This is a genomic window from Streptomyces javensis, from assembly GCF_039525925.1.
GTDB lineage: Bacteria > Actinomycetota > Actinomycetes > Streptomycetales > Streptomycetaceae > Streptomyces > Streptomyces asiaticus.
Genome location: NZ_BAAAIF010000055.1, coordinates 1 through 11,490 on the forward strand (window position 1 = coordinate 1; position 11,490 = coordinate 11,490).

Here is an 11,490-nt window from a genome sequence, read left to right on the forward strand (position 1 = left end):
TCGCTCAGCCACGGCCGTACTGCTCCTCTGCCTTCCAGAAGTACACGAATCCCCCGACACCGAAGAGCACCGCCCAGCCCAGGGCCAGCGCCCACACGTGCGGCGGCAGGTTCGACGAGGGGTAATCGTTGATCAGGGCGTACCGCATCAGGTCCATGTACACCGCCGCCGGATTCGCCAGCATGGCATCGCTGAGCCAGCCGCTCGCCCCCGCGTGTTCGAGCGTGCGGGCCAGCGGAAACATCACGCCCGAGGCATACATCCAGGTGCGCAGGATGAACGGCAGCAGCTGCGCGAGATCCGGGGTCTTGGCCCCCAGCCGCGCCACGATCAGTGACAGGCCGGTGTTGAAGACGAATTGCAGGGCCAGCGTGGGGACGATCAGCAGCCAGGCCAGAGCCGGGAAATGACCGAAACTCACCAACACGACGGCCAGCACGATCATCGAGAACAGCAATTGCTGGAGCTGCTGGAGCGCGAACGAGATGGGAAGTGAGGCGCGCGGGAAGTGCAGGGCCCGCACCAGCCCCAGGTTCCCGGAGATCGCCCGCACGCCCGCCATGGCGGAGCTCTGGCTGAAGGTGAAGACGAACACACCCGTCACCAGGAACGGAATGTACACATCGTTCGGCAGGCCCCGGTTGCTCTTCAGCAGCATGCCGAAGATGAAGAAGTACACCGCCGCGTTGAGCAGCGGGGTCGCCACCTGCCACAGCTGACCCAGCTTGGCCTGGCTGTACTGGGCGGTGAGCTTGGCCTGCGAAAAGGCCAGGATGAAGTGGCGTCGGCCCCACAGCTGACGGCTGTATTCACGCAGCCCCACCCGGGCGCCGCTGACCGTGAGGCCATGGGCGGCCGCCAGGGCCGCGAGATTCTCGGGAGGGCGGATCCGTTCGCTGTCCGGAACGAGCAGCTGGCTCACGTAGACACCTTTCGGCACTGCGGCTGGCCTCAGCACTTACGACGGAACGGATGCGTTCCGTCGTTGCGTAACCTAGGGCAGGCGACGACGGAACGCAACCGTTCCGCCGTCGAGTAGGCTCAAGCCATGGAGAAGGAGCCAACCAAGCCCCGGCGGGTGCCCGCGGGCGCCGCAGTGCTCCAGGAGAACGTCACGGACGCCATTCGCACGGCGGTCTTCGAGGAGCTGGCGACCGTCGGCTATGGGCGCATGTCGATCGAACGAGTGGCGCGCCGGGCCGGGGTGGGGAAGGCGGCCATCTACCGTCGCTGGCGTTCGAAACTTCCCATCGTTCTCGAGGTCGTCTCGGCCTTGGCGGTCCAGGGTCTGCCGACACCGGACACCGGTTCCCTGCAAGGCGACATAAAGGTTCTGCTGGAAGCGACGGCTCGGGTTCTCTGGCATCCGATGGCCGCGCAAATCATTCCCGACCTCTTCGCGGAATCCGCGCGCAACCCGGATATGGCCCAGGCATTGCAAGCGGCGGTGCGGGACTCCCAGCGCGGGGTCGCCGAAGTGGTCATCCGCAACGCGGTCGACCGGGGGGAGCTGTCCGCCGATACGGACGTCGATCTCGCTCTCGACCTGGCCAGCGGCCCTCTTTACTGGCGCCTGAGCACCATGCGATCGCCCCTCCCCGAGGGATACCTGGACGGCCTGGCCGCGGCGACCACCGCTGCTCTGGCCGCCGCTCGCATTTCCCGCTGAGCGGCGGCGGGTCGTCTCACCCGGCCGGTCGTCTCACCCGGCCGGTCGTCTCACAGCTCCAGGGTGAAGGCCCAGAGGGTGATGTCCGTGCCGGGGAGGGGCGCCCAGTCGCGCTCCGGGGCGCGGGTGAAGCCCAGGCGCTCGTACAGGCGGTGGGCGGCGGTCATCGACCGCTGGCTGCTGATCACTATCCGCCGCAGGCCCTGTGCGCGGGCCCGGTCCAGGCAGGCTCGCACGAGCGCTTCGGCGGCGCCGCGGCGGCGGGACTCGGGGCGGACCGCCAGCATCCGGAACTCGCCCTCGCCGGGGCGGGCCAGCTCCGCGTACGCCCCGCCGTGCACGGCGAACGCCACGGCGCCCAGCACCTCGTCGCTCGCCGCGTCCGCCGCGACCAGCAGCTCGGCCTCGGCGGCCCGGCGGCGGGCGTCGCGCAGGGTGGCGAGATAAGAATCACTGTCCCCGAAGTCCAGGAGGTCGTCCCCGAGATACACCTGTGCGGTGAGCTCTCCTATTTCGTCCAGTTCCTCGTCCCGCGCGCGCCTGATGGTGATGTCCATCCCCGCAGTCTGCCGCAGGCCGGGTCCGGCGTCACTGGGTGACGGCGGTGATCACTCCGGTGGAGCCCGCGCGCTTGTTGGCGGCGTCGGCTTCCTGGTGGGTGACATAGCGCCGGACCGTGCCGTCCGGCAGCGTCAGCTCATAGACGACAACGGGTTGGGGCGGCCATTGTGCTGCCGTTCCGCCGCAGTTGCAGGCCATGGTCTTCCCTGCCTTTCCCTCGGGTCGGTGGTGGGGTGTGGGGGTCAGTCCAGCCATCGCGAGGCGACTCCGGCCAGGTAGGAGAGGGTCAGTGCGGTGGCCGGGAGGTGGAACCACGCGGTGGTGTGCAGCAAGGAGGCGTAGACGGCCATGGCGGCGGCCACCCATGTGCTGGTGCACCAGCCGCAGTTCACCAGGTAGGTGGGGCGGGAGTCGTCGCCGAAGTGGTCGGCGACCCAGGTCCTGAACCCCGCCGCCAGGGTGTCCTTGGTGATGAAGCGGGTGATCCGGCAGGTGGTGCCGAGGGCGAGAAGGAACGCGGCGAGGCTCATCGGATCGTTTCCTCCCCGGGTGGTCATACGGGGGTCGGCGCGGCCGATGTCACTGCTGGGTCGGCGCTGCCGATATCACTCATTAGAGGCACGGCAGGCGATGGCAGGCCATACCCCTTGGCGCGCTTTCGCCCGAATAGCCGAGCGCTTGTCATACAAGCTCGGTGCCACGCGCGCCCTGATGCGCCAAACGAGTGATGGCCGCCGCGAGCCCTTGAGCACCGCCGAGGGGCGTGGATAACTGGAAACGTGGCCGCCGAGGTCGCCCCATACCTCGTCGGCCACCCCAGGAGCTGGGCGTCCGCCCGTGGCTCCGCCCTTCATCCGCGCACCGTTCCCGCGCGCCGACCGGCCGCCCGTGGCTCATCCGTTGCTCCGGTGCGGCCTGTCCCGACCGCGCGGTGACGACGAGGCGTTCACCGGCGGTGTGCCCACGTCCGTCGGTATGCCGTCGGCGCACGGGCGCACCTCACCCGACCCCTTCCCCGGGAGGACCGACCATGACCTCGACCGCTCTCGCGACCGCCACCACCAACGCCGCCGCGGGCTACTGGCCGCCAGTGGGACCGCCGACGCTGCTCGCCGTGGTGCCCGACTCGGGCCCCGCCGCCGGTGGCAACTACGTCCGGCTGTTCGGGCAGAACCTGCGCGGCGTCACCAGTGTGTCCTTCGGCGGCACGCCCGCCACCATCGTCTACCAGGACAACCCCGGCGGTGGCGGCGGCGGTGGCTGGGGTGGCGGCGGAGGAGGCTGGGGCGGTGGCGGAGGAGGTGGCTGGCCCGGTGGCGGCGGCAACCCCGGCTATGACGGCATCGTGGTGATAGCCCCGCCGCACGCGCCCGGCACCGTCCAGGTCACCGTCACCACCGCCGCCGGGACCAGCAACGGCCTGCCGTACACCTACGTGGCCCCGGCCCCGCCCGCCGCCGTCGCCATCACCCCGACCGTGGGCCCGACCACCGGCGGCACCGTGTACGTGATCACGGGCACCAATCTGACCGGCGTCACCAGCGTCACCTTCGGCGGAAGCCCCTCGACCATCCTGGCCATCAACCCCGCCGGGACCACCCTGATCGGCATCACCCCGGCGGGCCCGGCCGCGGGCGGCAACGTCACCGTGACCCTCACCGGGCCCGGCGGCAGCGGCAACGTGCCCGGTGGCTTCACCTACTTCGTCGCGCCGCCCGCACCCGTGCCCGCCGCCATCACGCCCGCCACCGGACCCGCCGCCGGCGGCACCGCGTTCACCATCACCGGCACCAACCTCGGCGGTGTGCTGGGCGTGCTGTTCAACGGCGTACCCGCCACCGGTGTGACCGCCACCCCCACGACGGTGGCCGGTATCACCCCGCCCGGGGCGGTCGGCAACGCGACCGTCACCCTGGTGACGGCCTTCGGCACGGTCACCGTCCCCGGCGGCTTCCTCTACGTCTGACCGCTGCGTCTGACCACGCACATCCGGCCGAACCGCGCCGGTCACCGGGCCCCTTCCACCAGGGGCCCGGTGACCGGCGACGGCGTCCGTTCGAGCCGCCGGTCACCTTTGCTCGTTCCCGGCCGTCAAGGGCGGTATGGATGTCTACGAAGCGGTCATGAGCCGGCGGGCGGTGCGCGGGTTCACGGATGAGCCGGTTCCGAGGAAAGTGCTGGAGCGGGTGCTCTCCGCCGCGGCCCGTTCACCCTCCGGCGGGAACCTCCAGCCGTGGCGGACCTATGTGCTCTCCGGTCCGCCGCTGGCCGAGCTCAAGAAGCGCACCGCCGAGCGAGTGGCCGCGGAGGATCGCGGGGACGAGCGGGAGTACCCGATGTACCCGCCCGAGCTGAGCGGTCCGTATCGAGAGCGCCGCGCCGAGGCCGCCGAGCGGCGGTACGCCGCACTCGGCATCCCACGGGACGATCCGCGGGCCCGCCACAGGGCCGTCGCCGCCAACTGGGACTGCTTCGGTGCGCCCGCCGCGCTGTTCTGCTACCTCGACCGCCGTATGGGACCGGCCCAGTGGGCCGACGTCGGGATGTATCTCCAGACCGTGATGGTGCTGCTCCGCGCCGAGGGGCTGCACAGCTGCACCCAGATGGCGTGGTCGGTGTACCGCCGGACCGTCGCGGAGGTCGTATCGCCCCCCGAGGGGCTGATCCTCTTCTGCGGCATGTCGATCGGCCACGAGGACGTCGGCGTGCCGTACGCCCGCACGGAACGGGCACCGCTCGCCCAGACGGTCACCTTTCTCGATGACTAGAATCGCGTGCTCAATTCACAGATTATCGCCGCCAAGGCGCATACATTCACTTGACCACGCCCCTTCATCATGTGCATTCTGCACACGATGAACTTACCCGTGGAAGGCGAAGCCATGCCCCGTGTCCCGGAAATCGAAGTGATCATCTGCGGTGCCGGTGCCGCCGGACTGACACTCGCCATCGATCTCGCCCGCAGAAATGTCGGCTTCCTGTTGATCGACAAGGCGGCCGGGCCCTTCAGGGGATCCCGGGGCAAGGGGATCCAGCCCCGCAGCCAGGAGGTGTTCGAGGACCTCGGCGTCATCGACCGGATCGTGGCCTCCGGCGGGGAGTACCCCGTACAGCGCTTCTACACGGACGAGGGGCCGGTCGACCGGTCCGCCGTCGAACTGTCCGGCCCGACGCCGGCGGAGCCGTACCAAATACCCCTGCTGGTCCCGCAGTTCCTCACCGAGCGCTGTCTGCGCGAGCGGCTGGCCGAGCTCGGGCACGCCCCGCTCTACGGCCACGAGCTCACCGGCGTCGACCAGGACGACGACGGCGTGTCCGCGCGGATCGCCACCCCGTCCGGGGAGCGGACCGTGCGCGCCGCCTATCTCGTGGGCGCCGACGGCGGATCGAGCTTCGTCCGCAAGTCCCTGGACATCGGCTTCCCCGGCCGGACGCTCGGCGTGCGGGCCGTCGTTGCCGACGTCCGCGCCGACGGCGTCTCCGCGGACGCCTGGCACCGCTGGGGCCACAGCACGGACGCGCAGATCTCGCTGTGCCCGCTGTACGGCACGGATATCTTCCAGTACCAGGGGCCCGTCCCCTTCGACGTGGACATCGACCTGTCGGCGGCGGGTCTGACCGCGCTCTTCCACGAGCGCACGGGCCGCACCGACATCGTCGTCCGCGAGGTGTCCTGGGCCTCCGTCTTCTCGATGAACGCCCGCCTGGCCGACACGTATCGGCGGGGCCGGGTGCTCCTGACCGGTGACGCAGCCCACGTCCATCCGCCGACCGGCGGGCAGGGCCTCAACACCGGCGTGCAGGACGCGTACAACCTCGGCTGGAAGCTCGCCGCCGTCCTGGACGGTGCGCCGGACCCCCTCCTGGCCAGCTACGAGCAGGAGCGCCGCCCGATCGCCGAGGCCGTCCTCGGCCTCTCCGAGCGGCTGCTGGAGGCCGCGAAGGGCCGCTTCACCAGCCGGGGCCGCGAGGTCAGCCAGCTCGACCTCGGCTATGTGGACTCGCCCCTCACGATCGCCGCCCCGCGCCGGGACAAGGGCCCGCTGGCGGGCGAACGCGCCCCCGACGCGCCCCTCACCGGCGCCGGAGGGCTCGACACCCGCCTCTTCAGCCTCTTCCAGGGCCCCCACTGGACCCTGCTGGGCTACGAGGCCGACCGCGCCGCCGCCCCGACCGCCCGCAAGGGCCTGCACATCCACACCACCGGCCTTCGTGGCGATCTGAACGACACCGGGGGCCACGTGCGTGACGCGTACGGCCTGGCGGCCGGGCAGTGGGTGCTCATCCGTCCCGACGGATACATCGCGGCCATCGCCGACCTTCACACCATCGAGGCCCACCTCGACGCCGTCGGGTTGCGTACCGGGGGTGCCTCACCCGGGTGGCGGTAGTCTCTGGCCATGGCCACACGACGCCAGCGGCAGGTCACGCAGCGACGGCTGCATGAATCGATCATCGACCTCATCGCGATCATGAACCAGCCGCACCGGGACGAGATCCTCATCGCCGAAGCGGGCATCCAGCTCGACCGGGCGCTCTTCCCGCTGATCGTGGGCATCCACCGGTTCGCCCCGATCGGCGTGGTCGAGCTCGCCGACCGAGCGGGCCGCGACCACACCACGGTCAGCCGCCAGGTCGCGAAGCTCGCGGAGTTGGGTTTGGTGGAGCGTCGCCCCAGCGCGGAGGATCGCCGCGTGAAGGAAGCCCTCCTCACGGAGGAGGGGCGCCGCGTCATCGACGCGATCGACGCCGCGCGCGGTCGGCTCAACCAGCCGGTGTTCGAGCAGTGGAGCGACCGGGATCTGGTCGAGCTGGAACGGCTCATGCGGCGCTACGTGGACGACTTGGTCGGTTTGTCCGCGGCCGGAAAGGCCGCGGACGACCGCTGATCCTTAGGCCGTGCCGAGGTGGTCGAGCTGCCCCGCCTTGGCGCTGCGTATGAGGGCGCCGAGGGCGATGGGTGTGGTGGTGAGGATGGTGTCGGGTTCGTCGCTCTCTCGGAGCCGGATGGTGGCGCTGTCGGGCGCCGAGACGTAGAGGCAGTTGGCCCCTTGGGCGCTGTACGAGGACTTCCGCCAGCGGTGGGTCCGCATGGGCTCCGCCCTATGCCGTGCCGAGGTGGTCGAGCTGCCCTGCCTTGGCGCTGCGTATGAGGGCGCTGAGGGTGGTGGGTGTGGTGGTGAGGATGGTGTCGGGTTCGTCGCTCTCTCGGAGCCGGATGGTGGCGTGGTCGAGTGCGGAGATGTAGAGGCAGGCGTTGCCTTCCCCGCTGAACGAGGACTTTTGCCAATCGCGAGCGGACAACTCATTCACCTTTCAGGGTGCGGATGATGCTTTGGATGAGGTCGCGTGATCGGCTCTCCGGGAGCGCGACCGTTTCCATACGGTCCAGCACGACGCGGTACTTCTCCAACTGGGCCGCTGCATCGAGGAGTTCGGAGCCATGTTCCGTATCGAGCTGCACGGTGTCCAGTTGTGGGACCTGCCCAGCGGCGTAGAGGATCGACTGTCCCGAGCCGGGGAACGATCCGGCCTCGAAGGGGATCACGACCACCTTGATGTGGCCGTGCTCGCTCATGTCCAGGATGTGCTGCAACTGCGCCCGTGCCATGTCCGGTCCTCCGAAGCGCATCCGCAGGGCGGCCTCATGGACGATGGCCGTATAGGGCGTGGGTTTGTCGCGGTAGAGGATGGCCTGCCGTTTGACACGATGCGAGACGCGATGCTCCACCTCTGGCGGAGGCAGCGTCGGTACCACCTGCCGGAAGATCTCGCGGGCGTGCTCGGCCGTCTGAAGCAGGCCGGGTACGTGCGCGATGTACGCCGTGCGCAGCGCCACGGCGTGGTGTTCGAGCTCGGCCAGGTCGAGCAACCCGGTGGGCAGGATTTCCCGGTACTCCTCCCACCAGCCGCGCTTGCGCTGTGCCGCCATGTCGATGAGCGCCGCGATCAGAGCTTCGTCCGCACACGAGTAGTTCCGCGCCAGCGCTCGCAGCCGCTCCGCGCTGACTCCGAACCGGCTCGCCTCGATGTTGCTGATGGCCGTCTGATTGGTGCCGAGCAGGCGCCCGGCCTCGGTCGATGACAGACCGGCCCGCTCCCGGAGCCTGCGCAGCTCGGTGCCGAGGCGGAGTTGGCGTGCTGTCGGAACGCTTCTCTGAGGCATTCGCCGATTCTCTCTGCTCATGCGCAACAGGCGCGTCACTCACACGAGTGGTATGCCAAGCACTTCGATTCGTGTCGTCGAATATCTTATGCGAGCGAGGCTACGGTGTGGGCCCGGACACGGTCCAACTCCTCGTACCAAACGGAGACTTCATGCCCACCCCTGCGCTGGAAACACCGGAAAACCCCTGGTCGTACTCGCTCCGACTGCCCCACGACCCCCGCGCCGCAGGCGTCGCCCGCACTACCCTCCGTGCGGTCCTCGCCCGGCACGGGCTAGGTGAGCTCACCGATCCCGCGACCCTCGTCGCGAGCGAGATGGTCACCAACGCCTACCGCCACACCACCGGCCCGGCCGAAATGCGCATCCGCGCCGTGGAGGAGGGGCGTCTGCGGATCAGCGTGTGGGACACCAATCCGGACATCCCGCCTCCCTTCGACAAGCCCCCGGCCCTCTTCGACCGTTCGTCCGCCCTCGCCGAGGCCGCCGCGAACACCGAGGCCACGTACGGCCGCGGCCTCCTCATCGTCCGGATCTGCGCCGACAACTGGGGCGGTTACGCCCTCGCCGACGAGCTCTTCGGGCGGAGCGGCAAGCTGCTCTGGTTCGAGCTCGCACCGCAACACCCCTGCGACGCCTTCGAGATCGCCGCCTAACGCCCACGCCCACCGGGCGTCATCGCCGGTGGGAAGGAGTTCAGCTCCGGCTCCCCGTAGGACTCGTAGGGTTCGTCCTTCTCCTGGCTCGTGTCCGGGTCCATCGCGCAGGGCCCACCGCTGCCCCCGCTGAGCCGCCGGAACTCCGCCTCCCACGTGATCCCGGTGCTGAAGCCGCCGTCGCGCTCGGCCTCGACGCTCCACTCCTCGAGCTGCTCGTCCTTCCCGAACCGCGTGATGCGCCACCCCTCCGCCTTGAGGTGGTCCCGCGCCCTGCGCAGCGCGGGCAGCGCCTCCGCCCGGTCCACCTTGCCGATCGACCACCCGTGGATCAGCTGGTACGCGCCCTCCACGGGCGGGTCGGCGAAGCTGAACAGGCCGTCCGGGTAGCAGTAGTTGGAGTCGTAGGTGTTGTGGTTGTCGACATCGACGTAACCGCCCTCAACCGTGCGGTCGATGCCGAGCGCGGCGTAGGCGTCCCGGGAGTACCCGGAGAGCTGACGCGCCCGCTTCTCGGGGTCGACGTCGGGATAGGTGGAATCGGCGCTCGCGTACGCGAGCCCCGCGAGTCCGGCCACGGCCAGGGCCAGCAGGCCGGCGCATCCGACACGCCACCCATCGCCGCCCTTTCTGGCGGGCGCCTCACTTTCGGTCATATACCGGACGGTAGGTCCCGGGCCCGGTGGCCCGGATCCGCGTGGCCGCTCAGGACGGCCTAGGTATCGGTACTCACGTCAGGACGGTCGCGGAGAGGTCGCGCAGATCGTCGAAGGCCCGGAGGAGGTGCGCGTCCAGCCCCGGTTCGGGGTCGTCGAGCCAGGCCCCGGCCGCGTGGTGGAAGGTGGCCCAGCCGGTCTGGGCGGCCAGGTCGGCCAGCCGGTCGGCGACACCGCGCTGCCGTAGGGCCTCCGCCACGGCTTCGGTGAGGGACGCGGCCTTGGCGAGCTCGCGTTCGCGGAGTGTGGGTGTCGAGGCGATGATCGCCAACCGTGGTTCGGAGAACGCGCGGTTCTCCTCGAGGAGCCAGCCGGCCTTCCGGAAGGCGTGGAGCAGTACGTCGAGCGGGCGCAGCCCGTCGGGCGCCTCGGCCACCTCGCGCGTCAGCGTGGCACGCAGATCGGCCTCGCCGCCGAAGAGCACCTCGCGCTTGTCCGGGAAGTGCCGGAAGAACGTGCGCTCGTTGACGCCCGCCCGGGCGGCGATCTCGGCCGTGGTCGTCCGGTCGAATCCGCGCTCCCGGTACAGCTCCAAGGCCGCCTGCTGAAGGCGGCGGCGCGCTTCTGCTCCGCTCCGTGGCACGCCTTGAGGGTACCGCACATGCCAGTGACTGACATTTCGTTGCGCCAGTGACTGGCGCTACCGTAAAGTCAGTGACTGGCGCTAAGTTGCGCCAGTCACTGGCGTTACGGGAGAGACTCGCATGCATGTCTTTGTCACTGGTGGTTCCGGGCTGACCGGCCCCACCGTCGTCGCCGAGCTCGTCGCGGCCGGTCACACCGTCACCGGTCTGGCGCGTTCGGACGGCGCCGCCGCCCGGCTGGAGTCGCTGGGCGCCACCCCGCACCGCGGCTCCCTGGAGGACCTCGACAGCCTGCGGAGCGGCGCCGAGGCCGCCGACGGCGTCCTGCACATGGCCTTCGGCGGCGACTTCGCCGACCCCGACGACCTGGTGCGGCGCGACCGCACCGCGATCGAGGCGCTCGGGCGGGCGCTGGCGCACTCGGGCAAGCCGTTCGTCTCCACCTCCGGCACGCTGGTCATGCCCGGAGGGCGGGAGAGCACCGAGAAGGACGAGCCCGACACAGCCGGGATCGCGGGCTTCCGGATCCCGGGCGAGCGGGCCTGCCTGGGCTTCGCCGCCCAGGGGGTGCGCGCGAGCGTGGTCCGGCTCGCTCCGACGGTCCATGGGCCTGGGGACTACGGGTTCATCGGGATGCTCGTCGCCACTGCCCGGAAGTCCGGGGTCTCGGCGTACGTCGGGGACGGGGGCAACCGGTGGCCCGCGGTCCATCGGCGCGACGCGGCCGTGCTGTTCCGCCTGGCGTTGGAGGGGGCTCCGGCGGGGAGTGTGCTGCACGGGGTGGCCGAGAGCGGCGTCCCCTTCAGGAGCATCGCGGAGACGGTCGGGCGGGGCCTTGGCCTGCCCACGGTTTCCCTGACCCCCGAGGAGGCGGCCGGGCACTTCGTCAGCCCGGCCATGGCGACCTTCTACGGCTTCGACGGGCCGGTTTCCAGCTCCCACACCCGGGAGCTGCTGGGCTGGGCGCCGGCCCATCCGACCCTGCTCGAGGACGTGGAACACGGCGACTACCTGACCGCCCCGGCCACCTGACGCCCCCTGGCGTCGGCGCCGTACGGACGGCGAACGGGCCGTCGGCTCCCCCCGAGGGGAGCCGACGGCCCGTTCGCCGTCAATCCGCGCGGCCCGCCGCCAAGGC

At 70.4% G+C, this 11,490-nt stretch carries 16 protein-coding genes; 7 read left to right on the forward strand and 9 right to left on the reverse strand.

The window, feature by feature from the left end; genetic code table 11:
- Window positions 1–4 precede the first annotated feature (4 nt).
- Window positions 5–922 (reverse strand): ABC transporter permease, encoded by a 918-nt coding sequence (locus tag ABD329_RS34540; RefSeq protein WP_198281810.1) that lies wholly within the window; start codon window positions 920–922, stop codon window positions 5–7.
- Between the two features lie 126 nt (window positions 923–1,048).
- Here ABD329_RS34540 and ABD329_RS34545 point away from each other — a divergent pair, with 126 nt between their 5' ends.
- The gene (locus ABD329_RS34545; protein ID WP_198281811.1) at window positions 1,049–1,669 is read left to right on the forward strand and encodes a TetR/AcrR family transcriptional regulator; all 621 of its coding nucleotides are present in this window, start codon (window positions 1,049–1,051) and stop codon (window positions 1,667–1,669) included.
- A 50-nt stretch (window positions 1,670–1,719) separates the two neighbouring features.
- On the opposite strand, the gene ABD329_RS34550 is transcribed toward ABD329_RS34545, so the two are convergent.
- Genes ABD329_RS34550 through ABD329_RS34560 form a run of 3 tightly spaced genes read right to left on the reverse strand, consistent with a single transcriptional unit; the run spans window position 1,720 to window position 2,760 of the window.
- A complete protein-coding gene (locus tag ABD329_RS34550) occupies window positions 1,720–2,226 on the reverse strand; it encodes a GNAT family N-acetyltransferase (protein ID WP_198281812.1) in 507 nt (168 codons plus the stop codon).
- A 31-nt stretch (window positions 2,227–2,257) separates the two neighbouring features.
- On the reverse strand, window positions 2,258–2,485 hold the full coding sequence (locus tag ABD329_RS34555; RefSeq protein ID WP_344317396.1) for a DUF7196 family protein: 228 nt from the start codon (window positions 2,483–2,485) through the stop codon (window positions 2,258–2,260).
- Window positions 2,473–2,760 (reverse strand): hypothetical protein, encoded by a 288-nt coding sequence (locus ABD329_RS34560; protein WP_198281813.1) that lies wholly within the window; start codon window positions 2,758–2,760, stop codon window positions 2,473–2,475. The genes ABD329_RS34555 and ABD329_RS34560 overlap by 13 nt, the downstream gene beginning before the upstream one ends.
- A gap of 500 nt (window positions 2,761–3,260) precedes the next feature.
- Here ABD329_RS34560 and ABD329_RS34565 point away from each other — a divergent pair, with 500 nt between their 5' ends.
- The 4 genes from ABD329_RS34565 to ABD329_RS34580 all read left to right on the forward strand — a co-directional run bounded on the left by ABD329_RS34565 (window position 3,261) and on the right by ABD329_RS34580 (window position 7,119).
- Window positions 3,261–4,196, forward strand: a complete 936-nt coding sequence (locus ABD329_RS34565) for an IPT/TIG domain-containing protein (RefSeq protein WP_344317397.1) — start codon at window positions 3,261–3,263, stop codon at window positions 4,194–4,196.
- A gap of 136 nt (window positions 4,197–4,332) precedes the next feature.
- A complete protein-coding gene (locus ABD329_RS34570) occupies window positions 4,333–4,998 on the forward strand; it encodes a nitroreductase (protein WP_198277122.1) in 666 nt (221 codons plus the stop codon).
- 114 nt (window positions 4,999–5,112) lie between these two features.
- Entirely contained in the window at window positions 5,113–6,621 is a 1,509-nt protein-coding gene (locus ABD329_RS34575; protein ID WP_198277123.1) for an FAD-dependent oxidoreductase, read from the forward strand.
- 9 nt (window positions 6,622–6,630) lie between these two features.
- A complete protein-coding gene (locus ABD329_RS34580) occupies window positions 6,631–7,119 on the forward strand; it encodes a MarR family winged helix-turn-helix transcriptional regulator (protein WP_037962871.1) in 489 nt (162 codons plus the stop codon).
- 3 nt (window positions 7,120–7,122) lie between these two features.
- On the opposite strand, the gene ABD329_RS34585 is transcribed toward ABD329_RS34580, so the two are convergent.
- Genes ABD329_RS34585 through ABD329_RS34595 form a run of 3 tightly spaced genes read right to left on the reverse strand, consistent with a single transcriptional unit; the run spans window position 7,123 to window position 8,396 of the window.
- Entirely contained in the window at window positions 7,123–7,323 is a 201-nt protein-coding gene (locus ABD329_RS34585) for a DUF397 domain-containing protein (protein WP_198277124.1), read from the reverse strand.
- 10 nt (window positions 7,324–7,333) lie between these two features.
- Window positions 7,334–7,534, reverse strand: a complete 201-nt coding sequence (locus tag ABD329_RS34590; protein ID WP_198277125.1) for a DUF397 domain-containing protein — start codon at window positions 7,532–7,534, stop codon at window positions 7,334–7,336.
- Between the two features lies 1 nt (window position 7,535).
- Window positions 7,536–8,396 carry a helix-turn-helix domain-containing protein gene (locus tag ABD329_RS34595; RefSeq protein WP_198277139.1) on the reverse strand — a complete coding sequence of 287 codons (861 nt, stop codon included), beginning with the start codon at window positions 8,394–8,396 and terminating at the stop codon, window positions 7,536–7,538.
- Between the two features lie 152 nt (window positions 8,397–8,548).
- On the opposite strand from ABD329_RS34595, the gene ABD329_RS34600 reads away from it, so the two are divergent.
- Window positions 8,549–9,052 carry an ATP-binding protein gene (locus ABD329_RS34600; RefSeq protein WP_198277126.1) on the forward strand — a complete coding sequence of 168 codons (504 nt, stop codon included), beginning with the start codon at window positions 8,549–8,551 and terminating at the stop codon, window positions 9,050–9,052.
- Here ABD329_RS34600 and ABD329_RS34605 read toward each other — a convergent pair.
- Together ABD329_RS34605 and ABD329_RS34610 are read right to left on the reverse strand one after the other, a co-directional pair.
- Window positions 9,049–9,708: a hypothetical protein gene (locus ABD329_RS34605; protein WP_198277127.1), complete on the reverse strand. Its 660-nt coding sequence runs from the start codon at window positions 9,706–9,708 to the stop codon at window positions 9,049–9,051. The genes ABD329_RS34600 and ABD329_RS34605 overlap by 4 nt on opposite strands.
- Window positions 9,709–9,781: 73 nt before the next feature.
- Window positions 9,782–10,351, reverse strand: a complete 570-nt coding sequence (locus ABD329_RS34610; protein WP_198277128.1) for a TetR family transcriptional regulator — start codon at window positions 10,349–10,351, stop codon at window positions 9,782–9,784.
- A gap of 121 nt (window positions 10,352–10,472) precedes the next feature.
- On the opposite strand from ABD329_RS34610, the gene ABD329_RS34615 reads away from it, so the two are divergent.
- Window positions 10,473–11,384 (forward strand): SDR family oxidoreductase, encoded by a 912-nt coding sequence (locus ABD329_RS34615; RefSeq protein WP_198277129.1) that lies wholly within the window; start codon window positions 10,473–10,475, stop codon window positions 11,382–11,384.
- The last annotated feature ends 106 nt before the right edge of the window (window positions 11,385–11,490 follow it).